This is a genomic window from Acinetobacter sp. ME22, from assembly GCF_022012315.1.
GTDB classification, from domain to species: domain Bacteria; phylum Pseudomonadota; class Gammaproteobacteria; order Pseudomonadales; family Moraxellaceae; genus Acinetobacter; species Acinetobacter brisouii_A.
Genome location: NZ_JAKLTL010000003.1, coordinates 187,793 through 211,152 on the forward strand (window position 1 = coordinate 187,793; position 23,360 = coordinate 211,152).

Genomic DNA, 23,360 nt, shown 5'->3' on the forward strand with positions numbered 1-23,360 from the left:
TTTTGTAGGGTGTCATCATGGATCCTCGAAGTGAAGTCGTCTTGCGTCAACAAGACCAACTCAAAGGTCGTGTGTTATTTATTCATGCACCTCAAGATCAATTGCTCACTGAACTCAAAGACAGTGTAGAGGGTTGTATCTGGACATGGAATTTTGCTGATCATCAAGCGCATTTGGCACAAGGTTTAGACAGCCATTTTTCGATTGAATTTCCAGCACAGACTTTTGATCAGGTTGTGATTTTTGTTCCCAAGTCCAAAGAATTGCTGAATTACATTATTCATCAAGTCGCCAGTCATATGCAGCTTGGACAATCGATTTTCTTGGTGGGCGAGAAAAAAGGCGGCGTAGAACGTGCAGCCAAACAGCTACAAGCGTATGGCAAAACACTCAAACTCGACAGCGCTCGTCACTGCCAGTTCTGGCAACTGGTTTTACAACAACAAGAAACGCTGAAACCACTTGAAGCATGGCTAAAAACTTATGACATTCAAGTCGGTGAACAACAACTTAAAATCTGTGCCCTACCTGGGGTGTTTAGTCAAGATCATTTGGATGTCGGAACAGCCGTACTTTTGCCATACCTCAACCAAGTAAAATCGGGTACACTCGCCGACTTTGGCTGCGGTGCAGGCATTATTAGCTGCTATTTGGCAAAGCTGAATCCACTGAATGTGATCCATGCGCTTGATGTCGATGCATTTGCGTTAAAGTCGACAGCATTGACCTGTCAGCATAATGCGATTCCCGAATCACAAGTGCAAACCCATGCGGTCACAGGCATTCAAGATGCTCCGACAGATTTAGATGCTTTAGTGAGTAATCCGCCATTTCATCAGGGTATTCACACGTCTTATACCGTCAGCGAAGATTTGTGCAAACAAACCAAGCGTCACTTGCAAGCGCAAGGTGAGCTCTGGATTGTCGCCAACCGTTTTTTAAATTATCCGACTTTAATTGAGCAGCATTTCGGGCATTGCGACACGAAAGCTGATCAACAAGGCTTTAAGGTGTTATATGCCTGTGCAACTGCAAACAGACAAGGAAACTAGATGAGCGAAATGAATGAACATGCGCACTTACAACGCAGGTTAGGTGCTCGCCATCTGAATATGATCGCGATTGGTGGTTCAATCGGAACAGGGTTGTTTTTAGCTTCAGGCTCAACCATTAGTACCGCGGGGCCTGGTGGTGCGTTACTGGCCTATGTCCTGATCGGGATTATGATTTACTTTTTAATGACCAGTCTCGGTGAACTTGCCACACACAATCCCACTTCAGGTGCATTTTTTACCTATGGTAATAAATACGTTGAAGAAGGTTTTGGTTTTGCTCTCGGCTGGAACTACTGGTACAACTGGGCAATTACTGTAGCTTTTGAACTGGTTGCAGCACAATGGATTATGGCATTCTGGTTCCCTGAAATTCCGGGTTACTGGTGGAGCTTATTGTTCCTGATCATTATTTTTGCGATCAATGCCATGTCCGTAAAAGGTTTTGGTGAAAGTGAATTTGTCTTCTCACTGGTCAAAGTGGTGGCCATCATCATCTTTATTTTGATTGGTCTTGCCACAATTTTAAAAGTGATGCTGACACCCAATGCCCTGCCATTTGCCAACTGGACGCATAAAGATGCGCCATTTGTTGGTGGATTTCAAGCCATGATTGGCGTGGCGATGATTGCAGGTTTCTCATTCCAAGGAACTGAAATGGTTGGGGTTGCTGCAGGTGAATCCAAAGACCCTCAAAAAACGATTCCTTTAGCCATCAAACAGATTTTCTGGCGTATCTTGCTGTTTTACGTGGTGTGTATTTTCATCATTGGAACACTCATCGCTTATGATGATCCACGCCTAATTCAAGCAGCAAGCAGTAACAATATTGCCCTTTCGCCATTCACATTACTGTATGAAAAAGCTGGTTTTGCCTTTGCTGCGGGTCTGATGAATGCCGTGATTTTAACTGCGATTCTTTCCGCAGGTAACTCTGGGATGTACTCATCAACGCGTATGCTGTGGGACATGGCGAAAGAAGGTCGCGCACCTCGTTGGTTTGCACAACTCGATCGTCGTGGCGTACCAATGCGTGCTTTGTATGCAACCACTGCGATTGCTGCATTATCACTGCTCACCAGTTTTATGGGTAAACAGGAAATTTACAACTGGCTCCTGAATATGTCAGGCATGTGTGGTTTTATTGTCTGGCTAGGTATTGCCATTTCACATTACCGTTTCCGTAAAGGCTATATTGCACAAGGCTACAAATTAGAAAATTTAGCATACCGTGCTAAATTCTTCCCTTTTGCGCCTTGGTTTGCTTTTATTCTGTGTTCAATCATTATCTTAGGGCAAAATTATCAAGCTTTGCTTGGAGAGAAAATTGACTGGTTAAGCCTACTTGCAACCTATATTACCTTGCCATTATTTTTGGTGGTTTGGCTCAGTTACAAGTGGATTTACAAGACCAAACTCATCCCTTACGACAAGATGGATGTGAAACCAATGCAAGATGATGATTAATTCTTCGCTTGACATTTAATTTTTTAAGTTTATTATTTCGCCGATATTGAATTTCGGCACTATCCCCGAACGGATAGATTTTATTGAGGAGGACATCATGCCAGTACTAGCGAGCGTAAAACACTAATCGATTTGGCACGATGTCGTCTCACGGACAGGTGTACAAATCTCATCTGTCCGAATGCAAAACCTAGCATTCGCTAGGTTTTTTTATACTTAAAATTCGGACAAAAACAAAAATAACTTGAGAATCATCTAAATGAGCATTCAAAAAATTTTAAATGCTGAGGGGCACTTTGGTGTGCCTGTGAAAATTTTCACCCAAGACATCGATCACGACAGTATCGAACAGCTCAGCAAAATGGCACAACTACAATTTATTCACTCACACATTGCAGTTATGCCCGATGTCCATATAGGCAAAGGTGCAACTGTTGGTAGTGTCATTCCAACCAAACACGCGATTATTCCTGCTGCGGTTGGGGTAGATATTGGCTGTGGCATGAATGCCATTCGCCTGAATCTAAAAGCCCATCAACTACCTGATAATTTATCGCCATTACGCCATGCGATTGAACGTAAAGTGCCTGTTGGTTTTAATATGCATAAGCAAGTGAAGGCGAAGGCATCCACGCTGACGCCGCTTGAGAAACGCTTACAACCCATTTTACTTAAACATTCAGGCTTAGTGCGTATGCTTCGACAGTTTGATGCTACATGGCAAAAACAGCTAGGCACACTCGGTGGCGGCAATCACTTTATTGAGCTATGCCTTGATGAAAATCAGGATGTCTGGATTATGCTGCATTCAGGTAGCCGCGGTTTAGGCAATGTGATCGGCACTTATTTCATTGAACTCGCCAAGAAAGAGGCACAACATCGTTTCGGACATGTGCCAGACAAAGACTTGAGCTATTTTGCAGAAGGTTCGGCCAGTTTTGATGACTATGTTGAAGCGGTGGAATGGGCACAAAGTTATGCCCATGAAAACCGACGTGAGATGATGCGCCTGATTTTAGAAGCCATTCGTCCAATTTTACCGTCATTTCAGATGACCAAAGAAGCGATTAACTGCCATCACAATTATGTTAGTCAGGAAAAGCACTTTGGAGAAAATGTCTTTGTAACACGTAAAGGGGCGATTCGTGCAGGTGAAGATGAACTTGGGATTATCCCGGGTTCAATGGGTGCTCGTTCTTATATTGTTCGAGGTAAAGGTCATCCTGAATCCTTTTGTTCCTGCTCACATGGTGCAGGTCGAAAAATGAGTCGCAGTAAAGCCAAGCTTTTGTTTAATCAGCAAGACCTGATTGCACAAACTCAAGGTATTGAATGTCGTAAAGACAGTGGCGTGATTGATGAAATTCCAAGTGCTTATAAAGATATCGATCAGGTGATTGCTTATCAAAGTGACTTGATTGAAGTGGTACACACCTTAAAACAAATCTTATGTATTAAAGGTTAAATAATGAAACTGAAAAATATGCCCAAAATTAAAGCCCGCAATCCTGTTGCACTCTCACCACTTTTACATAAAAGTGGTCTGCATGACAGTGAAAAACCCAAAGCACAACATCGCCGTGATCGAAAAGCAATGAAATGTGAACTCAAATCTAAAAACTGGCTATAAAAAAAGCGGCTCTGATGAGCCGCTTTTTTTTCACATCAACTCAAATTATTGAGCTGCTGGAGCTGTAGGCTGAGCAATTACAGTACGGCTACCAGTGATCGCTGCAAATACACGACGGTTCATTGCACGACCTTCTTTTGTATTGTTGTCAGCGATCGGTTGATCCCATGCAAAACCTTGAGTAGTCAAACGTGATGCATCTACGTTGTAATCATTTACAAGTGCAGATTTAACAGAGTTTGCACGTGCCAAAGATAAACGTTCGTTTAACTTACGTGGACCAGTGTTGTCTGTGTGACCTTCAATACGTGCTGTTGCATTTGGATACTCAGAAAGTTTCTCTGCAACTTTTGCAATTTCAGGTTTGTATTGTGGTTTGATGTTTGACTTGTTGGTATCAAAGAACACGCGAAGTTCCATGTTCAAGTCTTCAGTCAACTCTTGAGGTTGTGGTTGAGGCTCAACAACAGGTGGCGGTGTTACAGGCTGTACATCAACAACTGGAGCAGCAGGTTTCAAGTGACCACCGATCACAACGTTCAAACCAGCAAGTGCAGTATAGTTCCAGAACTGTTCATCAAAGTTCCATGTTGCACGTGCTTCAGTACGAAGTGACAATGCATCATTTAAACGCCAGAATGCACCTACACCTACGTTTGCAAGCGTACCTTCTTCTGTATTACCACGGTAACGACGGTAGTCTGAAGGGACATCAGTAAACTTATATTTATAATGACCAGCACCAGCTAATACATAAGGCTTGATTTTGCTGTCATAGTTTTTAGTGATCAAATCAGAGGTCGCAATAAAGTTACCATTGATTTGCTGTTGTTTATATTCAGCGCCAGGATAACCTGCAACACCGTCAACATCACCTTTCACTTGAAGATATTCAGCCTCAAAGCTTAACCATGGCGTTAATTCAGCACCCAGTGCTGCACCAACTGCTAAGTCATTTTGTGCTTCGCCTTGACCAAGTTTAGAAGAAAGTAACTGTGACTGACCATTGTTGTGTTTAGTATCTTGGAATGTATAGCCAAGTAACAATGGTGTAACTGTTACACCTGCATGTGCAACAACAAGTGGAGATGCTGCAAGCATAGTAGCAAGCGCAATACGACTCAATTTCATGGATATCCTCCAGATAACAATTGTTTTCAAGCGTAACTTAAATTTTTATTACTTCTGACCGAGATCATTTTATAGCTATCTCAGTTCTTTTAACTCATGAGTACATATAATACAAGCTGATTAATAAAATTAAAACTTTAATAACAATACTATAATATTTTTCAAGAGAATCATGTTGTTTTTTAATATACTCAAATCACGATTCAAAAAAAATAAGCATTTAATTAAAGATAAAAATTTGATTTAATTGAAAAATATTTAATTAAATCAATTTATCTCAAAATAAATCAAATACTTTTATTGCTTATTTTTAATATTTAATTTCATATAAAAAGATATATTTCCAACAATAAATAAAATATAATTATATATTTCAATTATTTAAATAAAAAAGCCAGTGATAATCACTGGCTTTTTAAGACAATACTGACTTACTGGGCAGCAGGTGCTGGTGCAGCTTGATCTGCTGTAGGTTGAGCAACAACAGTACGGCTACCTGTAATTGTTGCAAATACACGACGGTTCATTGCACGACCCTCTTTAGTATTGTTGTCAGCGATCGGTTGATCCCATGCAAAACCTTGAGTAGTCAAACGTGATGCATCTACATTGTAATCACTAACAAGTGCAGATTTAACAGAGTTTGCACGTGCCAAAGATAAACGTTCGTTTAACTTACGTGGACCAGTGTTGTCTGTGTGACCTTCAATACGCGCTGTTGCATTTGGATACTCAGAAAGTTTCTCTGCAACTTTTGCAATTTCAGGTTTGTATTGTGGTTTGATGTTTGACTTGTTGGTATCAAAGAACACACGAAGTTCCATGTTCAAGTCTTCAGTCAACTGTTGTGGCTGAGGCTGTGGCTCAACAACAGGTGGCGGTGTTACAGGCTGTACTTCAGTTACAGGAGCAGCAGGTTTCAAGTGACCACCGATTACAACATTCAAACCAGCCAATGCTGTATAGTTCCAGAAGTCTTCATCAATGTTATAAGTTGCACGTGCTTCAGTACGAAGTGACAATGCATCATTTAAACGCCAAAATGCACCTACACCTGCGTTTGCAAGCGTACCTGCTTCTGAATTACCACGTGTACCACGAGCAACGTCAGTAAAATCATATTTATAATGACCAGCACCAACCAATACATAAGGTTTGATTTTGCTGTCATAGTTTTTAGTGATCAAATCAGAGGTCGCAATAAAGTTACCATTGATTTGTTTTTGTTTGTATTCAGCACCCGGAGCGCCTGTAACACCGTCAACATCACCTTTCACTTGAAGATATTCAGCTTCAAAGCTTAACCATGGTGTTAATTCAACACCCAGTGCTGCGCCGACAGCTAAATCGTCTTGCATTTCGCCTTGACTTGGGCTTGCTTTTGAATCTAATAGATGACTATTACCATTATTATGTTGAGTATCTTGGAATGTATAACCTAACAATAATGGAGTCACTGTTACACCAGCATTTGCTGCAACAAATGGAGAAGCGGCAAGCAATGTAGCGAGCGCAATACGATTTAATTTCATGGATATCCTCCAAAGAAAGCGATTATTTTAAGCTTAGCTTAAAGTTCTTACTGAGCAATCAAGATATATACTATCTTGATGATAAATTTAAACTAATCTTAAACCTTGTCAGCCAAAAATAGCTAACAACCAAATGTATGGACGAATTATTGACAAAATTTCTTACAAATTCCGTTGTAGTTCGGTAACTTTATAGTCAACTTTTATCAAAAAATAACGTATATACATATTAAATTATATTCTAACATTTTTTTACATATTTTAGCAGTCATATAAAACTTAAACCTTAAATATCAAAAATTTAACAATTAAATAAACAATAAATATGGAGTATATCTATGGATAGTAGAAATTTTGGTTTTACGCTGATTGAAATGGTAAGTACTGTGATGATTATTATGATTATCAGCATAATCTTACTTCCGTTTTACCATAATGCTAGAGCACGACAAGAATCTCAATTGATCGCGGTTAAATTACGCATGCATCTACAACAAGCAAAAAATAATGCAGTTTTATATCGTAGCAATGTTGTGATTTGCTCAAGCGAAGATCTAAATAGCTGTAGCGATTCTGCTTGGGAAACAGGCTTCATCTCATTTTTGGATATCAATCAAAATCGTAATTTAGAACAAGATGAACGTATCCTAAGTCGCTATTCTACTCAGCTACGTTATGGGAATTTACGTTGGCAAGGCAGCCTCAATATACCTCGTATTATATTTCGCGGTGACACTGGTTTACCACGAGGCTCTATGGGAAGTTTTTATTATTGCAGTACTCACGATGCACAGCATAATAAAGTCATTTTAGGTTCAACAGGCATCCCACGAAATGAAATCATGACCAGTTGTTAAGACGTGTCTTCATTTGGCTATGCACCAAATAATATATAAACCATAAAAAACCATAAACTGATAAGAAAAGACCACAACAAAACGAGCAGTCCATTCATATTGATCACCATTTGGGTATTTTTCTACATCTGCTCTAAACTCATGCACCATCATCAATTTAAAAATCTAAGAATAAAAAAAGCTGGAACGAATCCAGCTTTTTTTATTTCAGCAATTAAGCCCCAGTTTGATAACCCGATTGCGGAACTGCCGTTGAAATTTGGTACGGGCTGGTAAAGTCTTTCAAGCCAGCCGCAGCTTCTTGAATATCCTTCCCTTCTTTCACGACAAAACTATCGAATCCTGAACGTTTTAAGTAGTTCAAGACATCTTTAAAAATATCACCGACTGCACGCAATTCACCTTGATAACCTTGGCGACGTAACAATGCAGCAAATGAATAACCACGACCATCATTAAAACCAGCAAATTCAACAAAAATTGTGTCGAGCTGATCTAATGGATAGCTATGCGTTTCAGGAGAATCATCGACCGTAATATACAACGCTTTTTTGCCTTGTACTTGATTCAGTTGATCTAACTGCGCTGTGGTCAAAACCACATCACCTTGTGGCACTAAACCATCTTCAGCAATCGCTTGATAACTGTTGTCCTGAATCGTGCCATCTTTAAATAGCACAGGTAAGGCTAAATTAAGCATATGCACGCTCCTTAAATGGTTGAATTCCCACACGGCGGTAAGTTTCAATAAACTCTTCGCCTTCTTGACGTAGGTCAAGGTAAGTATTCAAAATTTCTTCCACAATATCAGGGACAACATCGGCTGCAAATGATGGTCCTAAGATGTCACCAATTGAAGCATCATGGTCTGAGTTACCGCCCAAAGTAATTTGGTAGAACTCTGCACCTTTTTTATCAACACCCAAAATCCCGATATTGCCCACGTGGTGGTGACCACACGCATTCATACAACCTGAAATATTTAAGTCTAAATGACCCAAGTTATAGACTGTATCTAAGTCTTCAAAACGGCGGGTAATCGCTTCTGAAATTGGAATTGATTTTGCATTTGCCAATGAACAGAAATCACCACCTGGACAGCAGATAATATCGGTAATATAACCAATATGTGCGCGTGCCATGTCAGCATTTTCCAACGCTTGCCACAATACAAACAAATCTTTTTGTGGCACGTCAGCGAGAGAAATATTTTGCTCATGCGTCGTACGTAATTCACCAAAGGTATATTGATCAGCTAGATCTGCAATAAAATGCATTTCTTCTGTAGTCATATCACCAGGTGCGACGCCTGCACGTTTCAAGTTAATGGTCACAATACGATAACCTTGCACTTTATGTGCATTGGTATTGACGTTGAACCATTGTTTGAATTTTGGATATTGTGCAAAAATTTCTGTGAAATCTTCATCAGGCAAATCTTGGTAGTCAAATGGTGTAAACACAGCATCCATTTTTGCCAAGAATTCAGGTTGAATTTTCAGTGGCTCACACGTATGCGCAAACTCAGCTTCAACTTTTTCAGCAAAGACTTCAGGCGTCATCGCTTTAACCAAGATTTTGATACGTGCTTTGTATTTGTTGTCACGGCGACCATGCAAGTTATAAACACGAAGTACCGCATCTAAATATGCAATCAAATCTTCACGTGGCAAGAATTCACGAATCACACTACCAATCACAGGTGTACGACCTAAACCACCACCGACTTTGATTTTATAGCCGATTTCGCCTGCTTCATTTTTCACGATATAGACACCAATATCGTGGAATGAAGTTGCAGCACGGTCTTTTTCTTCAAGTGCAGAAACTGCAATTTTGAACTTACGTGGCAAGAATGCAAATTCAGGGTGGAATGTACTCCACTGACGAATCAATTCACAGGTTGGGCGTGGGTCTGTAATTTCCCCAGCCACAACACCCGCATATTGGTCGGTTGTGGTGTTACGAATACAGTTACCCGAAGTCTGGATGGCATGCATTTGAACAGTTGCCAACTCAGTCAAGATATCTGGTACATCAACCAGCGCAGGCCAGTTTAACTGGATATTTTGACGAGTCGATACGTGTGCATAACCACGGTCGTATTCTTTGGCAATCTCTGCGATTTTGCGCAGTTGCTTCGAGTTCATCAGACCATAAGGCACGGCAATACGTAACATTGGCGCATAACGCTGTACGTATAAACCATTTTGCAGACGCAGTGGACGATATTCGTCTTCGGTCAGTTTTCCCGCAAGGTAACGTTCTGTTTGATCACGGAATTGTGCAACTCGTTCATTCACCAGTTGCTGATCGAAATCAGTGTATAAATACATGGCGTTCAGCTAGTAAGTTCAATTTAACTGCCATAGCATAAAGGGCTTTAATTCATCAACAAAATGTTTTTTTTACATATTTAATAGCGGTTTTACTGATAAAGCGTTTTCAGCAATAAAAAAGCTGACCTCAGACGAGATCAGCTCTTTTTACAGCGTGTATTTCAAGGCTGTTTAGAATGGTGCATCAATATCTGCAACACCAACAAGCTTATGATTTACAAATTCTTTAATGCCTAGACCAATCAACTCACGACCATAGCCAGAGTGTGCAACACCACCAAATGGTAAGTCAGCTTTCACCATAGTTGGGTGGTTAATAAACACCATGCCCGTATAGATTTGTTTTGCAACTTCAACACCACGCGCATGGTCTTGGGTAAATACAGAACCACCTAAACCGAATGGTGTGTCGTTGGCAATACGGATTGCATCTGCTTCATCTTTGGCACGGTACAACTGTGTCACTGGGCCAAAAAATTCCCAATGACGCGCTTCATTGTTTTCATGCAAGTTAGTCATCAGAAGTGGCTGGAAGAATGCACCTTGTTCTGGAACTGGCGCACCAATCACTTCAACTTCAGCACCTGCCGCAATCGCTTGCTCAACTTGTTTTTTCAAGTCATCCGCTGCTTTTTGTGAAGACAATGGCGCAAGTGTAGTTTCAGGATCCATTGGATCGCCTGCTTTGAGTTTTGCTACACCTTCTTTATATAAAGCCAAGAACTGGTCATAAATCGCATCAACCACAATCAGACGTTTAGAAGATACACAGACCTGACCTGCGTTCCAGTGACGACCCATCACCGCCCAATCTACAGTTTTTTGTAGGTCAGCATCTTCAAGTACCACAAAGGCATCCGCACCACCCAACTCTAAAGTAGATTTTTTCAGTGCTTTGCCCGCTTCCGCCGCCACGATTGCGCCAGCTGCTTCAGAACCAGTTAACGCCACGCCACAAACACGGCGATCATTAAGAATGACCGCAGTATGTTCATGCGCTAAATATAAGTTTTTAAATGCACCTTGAGGTAAACCTGCTTCAAGCATCAATTCTTCAAACACGTTGGCACTTTGTGGCACATTTGACGCATGTTTTAGCAGAATCGTGTTACCTGCCGATAGTTGTGGCGCAATAATACGTGCGATTTGATAGAACGGGAAATTCCACGGCTCCACCGCAAGCAATACACCTTGTGGTTCATGGTATAGAGTCGCTTCAACGCCTTGTGCATCCGTTGGAAGTTTTTCTGGTGCTAATAATTTTTCGGCATGCTTGGCATAATATTCTAAAATTTCAGCCGACAAGATGGTTTCAAGCTTCGCTTCAGTAAATAGCTTACCCATTTCTAAAGTTAAGTATTTTGCATATTTATCGGTTTCGTTGCGCAAAATACTGGCTGCTTTATTTAAAATTGCAGCACGTTGTTCAAAACTGGTTTCTTTCCAAGCCAAAAAGGTTGTATACGCTTGATCAATCGCGCCAAGCACTTCTTCCTTGCTTGCGGTTGCAAAAGTTTTTAAGGTTTCACCAGTATATGGATTGACTGTAGCATAAGCCATTTGTTACGTCCTTCTATTATGACCCAGCACTTATATTACGTGAGTAATTCAGTGCAGTTATCTGACCTTAAAGATCAAATTTTAGTAAAACATTGATAAATATAAAAATATACTTAAAGCAAGTTCTTCTATTTTTTAACAAATTTAACGGATCAACTTCGCCTACTTTTTCCCTACTTTTTACAAAGGAATCGCTGCAAATACAAAAAATGCCCACCGAAGTGAGCATTTTAAAATCATCATGAATCAGTGATGCTGATTATTTTGTATCAGGTAAGGCATAAGCCACAAGGTAGTCACCCATCTTGGTACCAAATGAGCCATGACCGCCTGCCATAATCACAAGGTATTGTTTACCATTGATTTCATAGGTCATCGGCGTTGCCTGTCCACCTGCAGGTAAACGTGCTTCCCACAGCTTATCTCCGTTACTCACATTGTAAGCACGGATATAGTTGTCTTGAGTTGCAGCAACAAACATCACATTACCCGCAGTTGAAATCGAACCACCTAAACCAGGGACACCAATTTTGAGTGCTGGTAACTGGAACAACTTCGGCAAACTATCACGAATCGTACCAATCCGTTTTTTCCAAACCACTTGATGGGTATTTAAGTCCACACCTGCAACATAACCCCATGAAGGCTGCTTACAAGGTAAACCAATTGGTGACAAGAAGGCTTTGATTTCAACGCCATAAGGCACACCATACATTGGTTGAACACCTTGTTCAGTCCCTGCACCTTTAGCCGTTTCTTTACGGTTTGGATTTTCAGGAATCAGACGGCTGATAAACGGCAGACCAATCGGGTTCATGACCGCAACCTGACGGTCTTGGTTGACAGACATGCCACCCCATTCAAACACACCCAAGTTACCAGGGAATACCAATGTGCCATTCACTGATGGTGGTGTATAAATACCATTGTAATTCAACTTCTTGAATTCAATACGGCACATCAACTGGTCAAACATGGTTGCACCCCACATGTCTTTATCTGTCAATTTCGCTTGTGGCGCTAAATCGAGATCAGAGAATGGTTGGGTAGCAGAATAATGTTCGCCTTGAGTTTGTGGACCATGTTCAACTGACTGAGGTACAGCACGTTCATGAATCGGTACAATCGCTTTACCTGTACGGCGATCCAAGACAAATACATTACCTGTTTTGGTTAATACATAAATCGCTGGAACTGTTTGACCATCTTTGGTTTTCACATCCGCAAGTGATGGCTGAGATGGTACATCCATATCCCACAAATCGTGATGTGTAGTTTGGAAGTGCCAAATTAGTTTACCTGTAGTTGCATTCACAGCCAGCATTGAGTTGGCATAACGCTCTTTCAACTCGTTACGGTCACCACCCCAAATATCTGGCGTACCGACACCTGTTGGAATATAAACAATATCCAGTTTCGCATCATAAGCCAGTGGTGCCCACGCATTTGGTGAGTTATTCACAAAGTTTGTATTTTGACCTGGTAATGCATTTGGATCTTGCGCACCTGTATCAAATGCCCACAACAATTTACCTGTGTTGACATCGTAACCACGAATCACACCTGATGGCTCTTTGTTTGAGTAGTTATCCGTCACAGAACCCGCAATGATAACCGTAGTTCCTGTCACAACTGGCGGAGAAGTTGGGTTATAACCGCCTGCATAAGCGTACGGCATATTGGCTTGAAGATTCACTTCACCATTGTTGCCAAAGTCAGTACAGCGTTGACCGTTGTCTGCATTGATCGCAATTAAACGACCATCGTTGACAGGCAAGAAAACTTTACGAGGACATTGCGTAGAGCTTGATGTTTTATGTTCCAAGCTTGCTGCAAAACCTTGAGTGTTATTTGCATCAAAATAAGACACGCCACGGCAAGTCAAATGCTGAAAGCTTGGATTGGTTTGTAATTTTGGATCGAAGCGCCATTTTTCTTTACCTGTTGCAGGATCAAGTGCGATCAAGAACTGGTGCGTTGTACACATGTACATGTTATTGCCAATTTTGATTGGCGTAACCTGATTGGTGGTTTCACCCGAGTCATTACCCGTTTTCAAATCACCTGTACGGAATGTCCATGCCACTTGTAAATTTTTGACTGTTTTGTCATTAATTTGCGTCAATGGAGAATAACGAACACCACCCTGCGTACGACCATATGCAGGCCAGTCACTTTCAGCAACACCTGAAACTGCTTGTGCTTTCGCAGGTTGCTGATTGGTAATCGTACCGTTAATTTCTTGTGGATCATTAAAGATCGAATACGCCATCACTAAAATGGCAAGCACAAGGGTTGAACCTAATGCAATACGACTCGGTTTTACGGACTGAATACCACGCGTTGCCGCAGGGAACAGCAATAAAATACCGATTACACCTAAGATGTCATAGCGCGGTACCAATGCCCAGAAGTCAGAACCCACTTCCCATAGCCCCCAAATCGTGGTGGCAAGCATAAGAGCGGCATAAACCAGTAATGAAACCGCAGAATTACGTAATAATAAAATTGCAGAAACCAGTAAAACCAGACCTGCAATCACATAGTAAATAGACGCGCCCAAGAACGCAGCATATGCACCGACAACTAGAAGAATTAAACCAATCAGTGCAATCACAATTGCCATAAAGGTTTGAAACCCTGAACGTTGTGAGGGTTGACTCATAAACACACCTCGGAGTTTTTCAAGTCTGCGCCAAAACAAATGCTTTAGAAACACAAAAGCCCAAGGCATTTGCTTTAACCCAGAAACGATGATCTTTTGATTAAACAAGAACACACTGCAATGTAAGTGCAAAGCTCAATTTTGTTCATATTTTGCACAAAATTGAGCGCTTGCAGTGCAATAAAGAATTGAAAAGAAAATTAGAATGCGGTGATAAACTTAATCCCACCCACCCAAGCGTTGTTACCATTATTAAGTGCGCCGACATGGCGAACATATTGAATATTTGGTCGAACAGTCAGCCAGTTGGTTGCATGAATACCATAATACAATTCTGCATCGTATTCATTGTTATAACCTTCCGCACTTTTATGAATGCGACCTAAGCCAACTGCAATTTCATCTTGCGGACGAGCATCCATTAAGCCTTTATAGCTCACTGCAATATTTTGCATATTGGTGACTGCATTGGTGGCATCATCAAAGAATGTTGCATTTGCCCAAGCGGTTAAGCCACGAGTTACATCGCCATGATGTGTGGTGAGCTGTTGTTTCACAGAAACCCAGCCACCTTGTTTATGTGCTGAGGTATTGGCAATATCCGCCGCTTGTGAATCCAGTTTGTTGGCATCTGCTGTGCTATAAAAATAGCCAACACGATATTCACCAGCCAACTGTTCAGTAGTTAGCTTCGGCTGCCACACCAATTCCACAGGAATTAAAGCACCATGTGAACCATTGGTACTTAAATTGAATCCTTTACCACGTTCAAGGTTTTCAGGGTTCACTTCAAATGCCCCAACTTGTGCAAACAAGCTAGGTTGCAATTGATATTTCACACGCGCAGCCCATTGGCTCACTGGCCAGTTATACCACTGATCACCTGCCCAGTTGCCCATTTGTGAGCCACAAAGTGCAAGGTTTTGGAAATCACAATCAAAACTGTTGAAATCTTCAGCTTCGCCAAAACGTCCAACTTTCACATCTAATTTTTGATCTAGGAATTTACGTTTAATCCATAAATCGGTTAAACGCCAAGTTTGTTCGCGCCCCCAGACTTCCTGAGCAGAGCTGAGTTGTCCATTCAGTGCATCAGAAGTATTACTGACATTACGACCATGACGTTCAGTCACTGTGATTTGGGCTTCTGTATCTGTCCAACCTAAAATTTTGTTCAAATCCAGATGAGCGCCCAAACTCACCTGACCTGCATATTCTGTACCGTGACTTGAAGTATTCTTTGAATCAAGTACGTTTGCTAACTCTCCTGTATAGCCCAAAGAGAAGTCATACCCCTGTTCCTTTAAAGCCGTCCGTTGACCATTCCAGTCCCCCAACATATATGGACTGTCTGCGCTAAAAGCATCAGCCGCATGTGACTGAGCTGCAAAAAAAACCATGAGAGAGCACATGGATACTTGTGAAATAAAAGCAAAGCTACGCAACACTTAAACTCTAAGTTGTTAATCAAAGGTGGTAGGATACTATTATTTTTGTAAAAAATGTTGAAGCTTTTGTTATCGCTCTCTAATCATGAGATTATTCAACAAATATTCATAATTTAAATACTTAAAAAATTTAATTATTTTTAAACAACAATAAAAATCAATTGTTTATTTTTTGATAATTATTTTTTGAATTTTCGAAAAAAATAATTACTATAAAATAATGCACTATTTTAGCTCGTATTTATCATATTTAAAAATACCAAACATATTGATCAGGTTTTATGCAAAATATGGTTTTCAATTAGATGTCATGAATCGTGTCCAATCTACAAATTGAGCCAAAAACAATGTCATATTCCGCCATTTCAGCGTTAATTTGCAGCAATTAAAATAAATTTCCCTTTACAGACTATGTAAATTGCCTTAATAATTTTTTATCTTCTTTTAGGTCAATTATTTGTGAATATCAAAGCGATTGAAGGAATCAATGTCAGCCGCGACACGATTAGTATCCATTTCGTGAATGCAGCTTTGACTGGTGTGAAAAGACTGGGCATGGACGTCGAAACTCTCCTTTCACATGTCGGCATCGAAGCTGAATTACTCAAACAACCTAAAGCGCGCGTTTCACCTGAACAGTACACTCGTTTTATTCAAATGCTGTGGATGGTGACCCAAGACGAACATGCCGGTTTCTCAACCGAGCCACGTCGTCTAGGTACGTTTGCCATGATGTGTCAATTGGTCATTCATGCCAAAACTTTAGGACAAGCACTTGAGCTTTCAGAACAGTTCTATCGCTTATTCCGTGATGACTGGTTTATTGCAATTGAGCGCGATAAACATGAAGCCCGTCTTGTTCCTCTCATTCCTCGTGAACTTGACCCTGACCACTTCATGACAGAAAGCATGCTTATGATTTGGCATGGTTTAGCATCTTGGCTAATTGACCGTCGTATTTCTTTGGAACGTGTGAATTTTGAATATCCACGTCCTGAACAAGCCGAAGAGTATGACGCATTATTTTTTGCGCCATTGATGCAATTTAATACATCACGGACTGAAATCACCTTTGCTGCTGATTATCTCGATTTACCGATTCGTCAAGATGAAGCAAGTTTGGAAGAATTCTTAAAAGTTGCACCCGCCCAACTTCTAGTGAAATTTAAAAATATCAATTCATTGACCACACGTATTCGTGATGTGCTAAAAAGTCATATTGGCGAAGAAATGCCAACGCTCAACGATGTGGCTTCTATGCTTTATCTTTCACCACAAACTTTGCGTCGTCGCTTGGCTTCTGAGGGAAAAAGCTATCAGGGCGTCAAAGATGCATTACGTCGCGATGCTGCAATTCACTTGCTGTTACAACCTAGCCTGACGCTTGAAGATGTTGCTCAGCAAGTCGGCTTTAGTGAAACCAGTACTTTCCACCGTGCTTTCAAGAAGTGGACAGGCGTAACACCTGGTTTATATCGTCAGCTTCATGGTTCACTTTAATTTCAGCACTCAATCTCAATATTTGTATTGAGATTGAGTTTCTTAATAAAAATAACGTCTTCTTTAATTATCAAAAATTACTCTAAAAGATTTTTTATTCGACTCAATTTTGGGTAAAATTTACTCAAAATATGAGTATTTTCTTAAAACTGCAATAAATTTAAAAGAATAAGACAATGAACACACTGATTACAGGAAAAATTCGGCGACAGCTTTTTATCGCAATGTTGGTCATTATCTTTACATTGGTTGCGATTGCTGCACCCTTAATTCACTATAGCTATAGAAGCTATACTGATGCAAATGACTCATTACAACATTTGCGCATCTTGCAAGTTTTAGTCGATATGTGCAACCAAATCTCACGAGAACGTGGGCCAAGCAATCTCGCAATGACAACACCTAACAATCTAGAGCACATCAAAGCCCTACAACAATACCGTCAGCGTGTTAATCAACACCTCATCACAACAACAAAAATACTGGAACAAAGTGGCTATTCCAATTTGGCTGAGCACATTCAAAAAAAACTGATGAATCAGTTAAATTTTGCACGTGATAAAATTGATCAATATATACAGCACCCCGACCAACAAACATCACAAGCAATGTATGGTGCAATTATGGCAATGTTTCGTGCATGGGATCAAAGCTATGCTATTTTGAAACAGTTTTATTATCAGACCAATAATGAAGATAAAGAAATTGCCGACTACTTTACTGTCATTTTTCTACTGACCGAATTAAGAGATCAATCAGGACGCATTGCATCCAACATTACCCCTGCAATGTCCTTCTCCGAAGCCATTCCTGAGTTGAACCTTGATCGTTCCCAACAGAATCGACAAAATATTTTATATTTATGGCAAATTATTCAATCTCTTAGCGAACCAAAATTAACATCAACATCTTATCAACGAGTAAAGAACCATGTAGACCAACAATTTATAAGACAGGGGTTAAACCTTATTTCTCAGAGCTGGCTTAACCATACTGCTCGGCAACACTATTCTATTTCCGCCGAACAGTTGACCCTACGCTTTTCAGATAAGCTTAAAATTTTGGTTGAACTACAGAACTATGTGATTCAACACAGTATTGAAAAAGTACTTGAAAATAAGATGAAAGCACAATGGGCATTTATAAGCACAATCGCCATCATCATTTTAAGTCTGAGTATTATTTTATTTATTTTACTTTATATTCATCGGCATATTTTTCAACCTCTGCTTTGTGTTCAAAACAACATTTTAGCTTTAGCTGAAGGTAAAGAGTTTCAGCCATCTATCTCGATCACTTCACAGCAGAATGAATTTTTTGTACTTTTTGAAGCACTTGCAAAACTGCAAGACATGCTACAGCAACGCAAACGCCTCGAAACTGAACTGAGTAAAATGGCAAATACCGATCCATTAACAGGCATCAACAATCGTCTAGCACTCGAACAGTATTTACAACGTGAACTCGATCAAAACCCAAACTTACAACACCTCGCGTTAATTATGATTGATGTTGATAATTTCAAGAAAATCAATGATCAATATGGTCATGATGTCGGTGACAAAGCATTATCTTGGATTGCACAGCAACTTAAGTCTTACAATACCCATCAGGATCTTGTCATTCGTTATGGCGGCGATGAATTTCTGATTGTCTGCAAGAACATGACTACAGAGTCATTATGGCAATTAGCACAACATTTAAAACGACAGATTCAGCAACAACCTCTTATACTCACGACTTCTCAACAATTAACACTTGCAATTAGTATGGGAATTGCCCTTAACCAACACTCTTGGGACATTCTATTTAGCAAAGCAGATCAAGCTTTATTACATGCAAAGCTGCTAGGTAAAAATAAAATTGAACTAATTGCTTGAATTCAAATCAAGAGATCATCATGCTTTTACCCCATGTTTACACCCTGATCATCGAAGGTGGAGGAATGCGGTCAGCCTTTAGTACAGGCGTGATCGATGCGTTTTTAACTGAGAACTTTAATCCATTCCATCACTATGTTGGAGTTTCCTCAGGATCAACTACTCTTGCCAGTTATTTATCCAAACAGAAAGGTCGTAATTTAGAAATCTTTTTAGACCAAACCTTACGCCCCGAATTTATTCAATTCAAACGCTTCTTAAAAGGCGGAGATTTAATGGATGTTAAATGGATGTGGGATGTTCTAGAACAGGAAAATCCTTTAGATCTAGATGCACTCTTTCAAAATCATCCTGAATTTTATATTGTCCTCACGCATGCTCACACAGGTCAGGCACACTACCAACGTGCGCAGCCAGAAACCATCTTGGAAACTTTACGTGCTTCAAGCTCCATACCTTTTCTAACACGACAACCTGTTTGGATTAATGAACAACCTTTTTTTGATGGCGGTGTTGCTGATGCACTTCCTGTGCAGTGGGCTGCACAACAACCTAGAGTTGATGCACTCCTGGTGATTCGCACACGCCCTAAAAACTATGCGAAAGCAGGTAAAAAAGCCGATGCTGTGATTTCACGCTTTGTCAAACATCAAGGGTTTGCACAAAGCCTCAAGCAACGTGCCGAGCGATACAATCAATCCGTTCAGTTCTTACGTGAACAGCAGCCACAGAAAATTTTAGAAATTAATCCGCCACACCACAAAGATATGGCGGATCGTATGTGCCAAGATCCAAAGCGATTACGCTACAGCTATCAGGTCGGTATTGAGGCAGGTTATCGTGCGATGCAAGACTGGAAAATGCTGCTAAATGATTAGCAGCGACAGCCCGCACGATCTTGGTCGACCAACTCATTTTCTAGCAAGCGCTGTAGACTCTGCTGCTGAATACCATACATCTGTTTCAGTGCTTCAATCTGCGCCATGATTTTCGCATCAGGTTCTGTCACTTCTTTATGTCTTACCGCCAAAATCATCTTATTTTTACTGGTGTGCTCTAAGGCAACAAACTCAAAGACTTTGGTTTCATAACCATAGGCTTCGAGCAATAATGCGCGAATGCTATCGGTCAGCATTTCAGATTGCTGTGCCTGATGAATGCCATATTGCAACATCGGTTTTAATACTTCAGGACTTTTGAGTTGTGGGCGCAACTCTTTATGACAACATGGCGCGCACATAATCACTGAGGCGTTCAGGCGAATACCACAATGAATCGCAAAATCAGTCGCAATATCACAGGCATGTAACGCGATCATCATATCTAAATGTTCAGGTTGATAACTACGGACATCTCCCTGAAAAAATTCAAGCTGATCAAAATGATTTTTGTCCGCCACTTTCTGGCAAAACTCGACCAAGTTATCGCGCAGCTCCACCCCTGTAATTTTCGGTTGCAGTCCTTGCTTGAGCAAATAATCATACATCGCAAAGGTCAGATACCCTTTTCCAGAGCCAAAATCAACCACATGCAGCGCACGATCTTGAGGGGTAATCTGCTCAATCGCATTCGAAAAAATTTCAATAAATTTATTAATTTGCTTCCATTTTCTGGCCATGCTTGGCACAAGCTGAGCTTTCTGATCGGTAATACCTAAATCTTGCAAATATGCACCATCTTGATCAATATAGCGCTGTTTTTCTCGGTTATGCGTGTGTTGAGCCGCTGTAGCTTGTTTATTTTGACTGCGCGTTAGAATCACTTTCTTCTTGGTTCTTTTGAGTTGCAGCTCCTCACCGTCGATGAACAAATTGGCTTGTTTACAATTTGAAAGAAGCGATTCAACACAGGCATATGCTTCTGCAAAATCATAATTCTTGGTCACATCTTGCGTTTTATACTGATATACCACACTTAATTTTTGCTGTTGCTGAATCTCGACAACCCGAAAACTGATTTTATCCAACTCGACGATTTCGCCCTGATACTGACTCAATACCAAACGCTGAAACTGATGATCATTAAATGCTGTCTGTAATTGGGCAAGCCATTGTTGTTCCTGTTCAGAACGCTGAGTCAGTGTGGACATAATCACAACCTAAAGAAATTTACAAATCCATTTTAATTGTTCTTACCTTAAATGCAAAATTGAATTAATATACAAGTGTATTTTTAATAAAAGTTCAATTTTAAGCATGCCTCAAATCACCACTTATGATTCCACAGAAGAACGCTTCAATGTTATTACTCATGGAATCGGTGCTGTTATTGCAATGATTGCAAGTGCATTATTGCTCTACAAAAGTTCCTTTCTGGCAGCCAGTGAATGGTTCAGTTTATGGGTTTATGCTTTTAGCCTAATTATGATGCTGGCTTGCTCGACCCTATATCATTGGGCTAAAACTGAAGCAAAACGTCATTGGTATAAAAAGCTCGATCACACTGCCATTTATTATTTAATTGCAGGGACTTACACACCTTTTTTATATTTAAATATTCCGACTGCCAAAGCACATTATTTACTGATCGCATTATGGGTGATTGCCGCGATGGGTACTGTGTTTAAACTTTGTTTTGCACACCGTTTTGCCAAAGTTTCCTTGGCAGCATACTTATTGATGGGATGGTTTGCTGTGCTGATGATGGATGATATGCAACAGTATCTACCACAAGGTTGTCTTCGACTATTAGTCATCGGTGGTCTCGCCTACACGGTAGGTGCATTGTTTTATGCCCTAAAAAAGGTAAGATATACCCATGTTATTTGGCATATTTTTGTACTGATCGGCGCAGGATCACATTTCTTGGCTGTTTATCTGTACGCTTTTTCTTAACACCTGTCTTTTATTCGTAGTAACCCTGCTTAAAAGTGTGGTGTGCTCCGTATTTTTTTAAAAAACTACGCTTTTTTTTAAAAAGATTACGCTGTTAAACATCTCTGTTTTTAGGTCAAGGTTTAATTATGGCGTCATCGAATTCAACAACATTAGAAAATCAGGCTGTACCTGTCAATTCTAAAACTCGTGTGTTACTTGCGAGTCTAGTGGGTACAACCATTGAATTTTTTGATTTTTATATTTATGCAACTGCTGCGGTCATTATCTTTCCTCATCTGTTTTTCCCAACGGGAGATCAAGGCGTAGCGACGATTCAATCACTTGCGACTTTTGCAATTGCCTTTATTGCACGCCCAATTGGTGCAGCCGTCTTTGGGCATTTAGGTGATCGTATTGGGCGAAAAGCCACGCTTGTAGCAGCACTATTAACTATGGGTTTATCGACCGTATGTATTGGGCTACTTCCAACCTATGCGCAAATTGGATTAATTGCTCCCTTATTGCTTGCTTTATGTCGCTTAGGTCAAGGGCTAGGCTTAGGCGGTGAATGGAGTGGTGCGGTTTTACTGGCAACAGAAAATGCGCCTGAAGGCAAACGTGCTTGGTATGGCATGTTCCCACAGCTTGGTGCACCCGTTGGTTTTATTTTAGCGACAGGTGCATTTTTACTGCTGAGTGCCTGTATGTCGAATGAAGCTTTCATGCAGTGGGGCTGGCGGATTCCGTTTATTTCAAGCTCGATTTTAGTAATCGTTGGCTTATACATCCGTCTGAAATTACATGAGACTCCTGCTTTCCAAAAAGTTTTGGACAAGCAAAAAGAAGTCAATATTCCTGTCAAAGAAGTATTTACCAAGCATCTCAAGTCCCTTATTTTAGGAACAATCGCAGCAATTTGTACCTTTGTGGTGTTCTACCTCACTACTGTTTTTGCCTTGCAATGGGGAACAAGCGAGCTTGGCTACTCACGCAATCAATTCCTTGAGATTCAGCTTTTTGCAACACTTTGCTTTGCAGGTACGATTCCACTCTCTGCGATCTTGGCTGAAAAATTCGGACGCAAAACAACATCGATTACTGTTTGTCTTATTGCGGCTGTGTTTGGTATTTTCTTTGCACCATTACTTGCTTCAGGAAGCTTGTTTGCCGTATTCATCTTTTTATGTATCGGTCTAAGCATCATGGGACTCACCTATGGTCCAATTGGAACTGTACTTTCTGAACAGTTTCCAATTTCAGTACGTTATACAGGCTCAGCACTAACGTTCAATTTAGCTGGCATTTTAGGTGCATCATTTGCCCCTCTCATTGCCACTAAGCTAGCTCAAAATTATGGCTTAGCAACAGTAGGTTATTACTTATCTGCCGCGGCTATTCTCTCTTTACTGGCATTTTTATGCATTCGAGAAACCAAAGACCTTGATGTCAACGATCAAGTCTGATCTGTATTCACACCCATAAA

18 protein-coding genes are annotated in these 23,360 nt (G+C 40.5%); 10 read left to right on the forward strand and 8 right to left on the reverse strand.

Translation table 11 applies throughout. The features are described 5' to 3' along the window. Positions 1–17 precede the first annotated feature (17 nt). The 4 genes from LVY74_RS05875 to LVY74_RS05890 all read left to right on the forward strand — a co-directional run bounded on the left by LVY74_RS05875 (position 18) and on the right by LVY74_RS05890 (position 4,149). Complete coding sequence (locus tag LVY74_RS05875) at positions 18–1,052, forward strand: methyltransferase (protein ID WP_237814242.1); 1,035 nt, start codon at positions 18–20, stop codon at positions 1,050–1,052. Further along, the gene (locus tag LVY74_RS05880) at positions 1,053–2,519 is read left to right on the forward strand and encodes an amino acid permease (RefSeq protein ID WP_237814243.1); all 1,467 of its coding nucleotides are present in this window, start codon (positions 1,053–1,055) and stop codon (positions 2,517–2,519) included. A 259-nt stretch (positions 2,520–2,778) separates the two neighbouring features. Further along, a complete protein-coding gene (locus LVY74_RS05885) occupies positions 2,779–3,984 on the forward strand; it encodes an RtcB family protein (protein WP_237814244.1) in 1,206 nt (401 codons plus the stop codon). Positions 3,985–3,987: 3 nt separating this feature from the next. After that, entirely contained in the window at positions 3,988–4,149 is a 162-nt protein-coding gene (locus LVY74_RS05890) for a hypothetical protein (RefSeq protein WP_171492602.1), read from the forward strand. Between the two features lie 45 nt (positions 4,150–4,194). Here LVY74_RS05890 and omp38 (LVY74_RS05895) read toward each other — a convergent pair whose 3' ends face one another. Further along, positions 4,195–5,280 (reverse strand): outer membrane protein Omp38, encoded by a 1,086-nt coding sequence (omp38, locus tag LVY74_RS05895; protein ID WP_237814245.1) that lies wholly within the window; start codon positions 5,278–5,280, stop codon positions 4,195–4,197. Positions 5,281–5,711: 431 nt separating this feature from the next. After that, positions 5,712–6,812: an outer membrane protein Omp38 gene (gene omp38 / locus LVY74_RS05900; protein ID WP_237814246.1), complete on the reverse strand. Its 1,101-nt coding sequence runs from the start codon at positions 6,810–6,812 to the stop codon at positions 5,712–5,714. A gap of 338 nt (positions 6,813–7,150) precedes the next feature. Here omp38 (LVY74_RS05900) and LVY74_RS05905 point away from each other — a divergent pair, with 338 nt between their 5' ends. Continuing rightward, positions 7,151–7,669, forward strand: coding sequence for a GspH/FimT family protein (locus LVY74_RS05905; RefSeq protein ID WP_237814247.1), 519 nt, complete (start codon positions 7,151–7,153; stop codon positions 7,667–7,669). A gap of 214 nt (positions 7,670–7,883) precedes the next feature. On the opposite strand, the gene LVY74_RS05910 is transcribed toward LVY74_RS05905, so the two are convergent. The 5 genes from LVY74_RS05910 to LVY74_RS05930 all read right to left on the reverse strand — a co-directional run bounded on the left by LVY74_RS05910 (position 7,884) and on the right by LVY74_RS05930 (position 15,633). After that, on the reverse strand, positions 7,884–8,369 hold the full coding sequence (locus tag LVY74_RS05910) for a DUF934 domain-containing protein (protein ID WP_237814248.1): 486 nt from the start codon (positions 8,367–8,369) through the stop codon (positions 7,884–7,886). After that, positions 8,362–10,005, reverse strand: coding sequence for a nitrite/sulfite reductase (locus LVY74_RS05915; RefSeq protein ID WP_237814249.1), 1,644 nt, complete (start codon positions 10,003–10,005; stop codon positions 8,362–8,364). Before LVY74_RS05915 ends, LVY74_RS05910 begins: the two co-directional genes overlap by 8 nt. Before the next feature lie 174 nt (positions 10,006–10,179). Next, a complete protein-coding gene (locus tag LVY74_RS05920; RefSeq protein ID WP_237814250.1) occupies positions 10,180–11,568 on the reverse strand; it encodes an NAD-dependent succinate-semialdehyde dehydrogenase in 1,389 nt (462 codons plus the stop codon). A gap of 259 nt (positions 11,569–11,827) precedes the next feature. After that, positions 11,828–14,233, reverse strand: a complete 2,406-nt coding sequence (locus tag LVY74_RS05925) for a glucose/quinate/shikimate family membrane-bound PQQ-dependent dehydrogenase (protein WP_237814251.1) — start codon at positions 14,231–14,233, stop codon at positions 11,828–11,830. A 200-nt stretch (positions 14,234–14,433) separates the two neighbouring features. Further along, positions 14,434–15,633, reverse strand: coding sequence for a carbohydrate porin (locus tag LVY74_RS05930; protein WP_237814252.1), 1,200 nt, complete (start codon positions 15,631–15,633; stop codon positions 14,434–14,436). A gap of 531 nt (positions 15,634–16,164) precedes the next feature. Here LVY74_RS05930 and LVY74_RS05935 point away from each other — a divergent pair. The 3 genes from LVY74_RS05935 to LVY74_RS05945 all read left to right on the forward strand — a co-directional run bounded on the left by LVY74_RS05935 (position 16,165) and on the right by LVY74_RS05945 (position 19,939). After that, on the forward strand, positions 16,165–17,181 hold the full coding sequence (locus LVY74_RS05935) for an AraC family transcriptional regulator (RefSeq protein WP_237814482.1): 1,017 nt from the start codon (positions 16,165–16,167) through the stop codon (positions 17,179–17,181). 176 nt (positions 17,182–17,357) lie between these two features. Beyond that, on the forward strand, positions 17,358–19,061 hold the full coding sequence (locus LVY74_RS05940) for a GGDEF domain-containing protein (RefSeq protein ID WP_237814253.1): 1,704 nt from the start codon (positions 17,358–17,360) through the stop codon (positions 19,059–19,061). A 20-nt stretch (positions 19,062–19,081) separates the two neighbouring features. Then, positions 19,082–19,939 carry a patatin-like phospholipase family protein gene (locus tag LVY74_RS05945; protein WP_237814254.1) on the forward strand — a complete coding sequence of 286 codons (858 nt, stop codon included), beginning with the start codon at positions 19,082–19,084 and terminating at the stop codon, positions 19,937–19,939. On the opposite strand, the gene LVY74_RS05950 is transcribed toward LVY74_RS05945, so the two are convergent. After that, a complete protein-coding gene (locus tag LVY74_RS05950) occupies positions 19,936–21,150 on the reverse strand; it encodes a class I SAM-dependent methyltransferase (protein ID WP_237814255.1) in 1,215 nt (404 codons plus the stop codon). The two genes, LVY74_RS05945 and LVY74_RS05950, sit on opposite strands and share 4 nt — an antisense overlap. A gap of 106 nt (positions 21,151–21,256) precedes the next feature. Here LVY74_RS05950 and trhA point away from each other — a divergent pair, with 106 nt between their 5' ends. Next, a complete protein-coding gene (gene trhA / locus LVY74_RS05955; RefSeq protein ID WP_237814256.1) occupies positions 21,257–21,895 on the forward strand; it encodes a PAQR family membrane homeostasis protein TrhA in 639 nt (212 codons plus the stop codon). 128 nt (positions 21,896–22,023) lie between these two features. Further along, on the forward strand, positions 22,024–23,340 hold the full coding sequence (locus LVY74_RS05960) for an MFS transporter (RefSeq protein ID WP_237814257.1): 1,317 nt from the start codon (positions 22,024–22,026) through the stop codon (positions 23,338–23,340). Positions 23,341–23,360 lie beyond the last annotated feature (20 nt).

What these genes read in the sequence shown, in the direction of transcription:
- LVY74_RS05910 (WP_237814248.1), bottom strand. Translation starts at nt 8,369, where the DNA reads ATGCTTAATTTAGCCTTACCTGTGCTATTTAAAGATGGCACGATTCAG.
- LVY74_RS05945 (WP_237814254.1), top strand. Translation starts at nt 19,082, where the DNA reads ATGCTTTTACCCCATGTTTACACCCTGATCATCGAAGGTGGAGGAATG.
- omp38 (WP_237814245.1), bottom strand. Translation starts at nt 5,280, where the DNA reads ATGAAATTGAGTCGTATTGCGCTTGCTACTATGCTTGCAGCATCTCCA.
- LVY74_RS05875 (WP_237814242.1), top strand. Translation starts at nt 18, where the DNA reads ATGGATCCTCGAAGTGAAGTCGTCTTGCGTCAACAAGACCAACTCAAA.
- LVY74_RS05885 (WP_237814244.1), top strand. Translation starts at nt 2,779, where the DNA reads ATGAGCATTCAAAAAATTTTAAATGCTGAGGGGCACTTTGGTGTGCCT.
- LVY74_RS05960 (WP_237814257.1), top strand. Translation starts at nt 22,024, where the DNA reads ATGGCGTCATCGAATTCAACAACATTAGAAAATCAGGCTGTACCTGTC.
- LVY74_RS05930 (WP_237814252.1), bottom strand. Translation starts at nt 15,633, where the DNA reads ATGGTTTTTTTTGCAGCTCAGTCACATGCGGCTGATGCTTTTAGCGCA.
- LVY74_RS05905 (WP_237814247.1), top strand. Translation starts at nt 7,151, where the DNA reads ATGGATAGTAGAAATTTTGGTTTTACGCTGATTGAAATGGTAAGTACT.
- omp38 (WP_237814246.1), bottom strand. Translation starts at nt 6,812, where the DNA reads ATGAAATTAAATCGTATTGCGCTCGCTACATTGCTTGCCGCTTCTCCA.
- LVY74_RS05915 (WP_237814249.1), bottom strand. Translation starts at nt 10,005, where the DNA reads ATGTATTTATACACTGATTTCGATCAGCAACTGGTGAATGAACGAGTT.
- LVY74_RS05925 (WP_237814251.1), bottom strand. Translation starts at nt 14,233, where the DNA reads ATGAGTCAACCCTCACAACGTTCAGGGTTTCAAACCTTTATGGCAATT.
- LVY74_RS05920 (WP_237814250.1), bottom strand. Translation starts at nt 11,568, where the DNA reads ATGGCTTATGCTACAGTCAATCCATATACTGGTGAAACCTTAAAAACT.
- trhA (WP_237814256.1), top strand. Translation starts at nt 21,257, where the DNA reads ATGCCTCAAATCACCACTTATGATTCCACAGAAGAACGCTTCAATGTT.
- LVY74_RS05880 (WP_237814243.1), top strand. Translation starts at nt 1,053, where the DNA reads ATGAGCGAAATGAATGAACATGCGCACTTACAACGCAGGTTAGGTGCT.
- LVY74_RS05890 (WP_171492602.1), top strand. Translation starts at nt 3,988, where the DNA reads ATGAAACTGAAAAATATGCCCAAAATTAAAGCCCGCAATCCTGTTGCA.
- LVY74_RS05940 (WP_237814253.1), top strand. Translation starts at nt 17,358, where the DNA reads ATGAACACACTGATTACAGGAAAAATTCGGCGACAGCTTTTTATCGCA.
- LVY74_RS05950 (WP_237814255.1), bottom strand. Translation starts at nt 21,150, where the DNA reads ATGTCCACACTGACTCAGCGTTCTGAACAGGAACAACAATGGCTTGCC.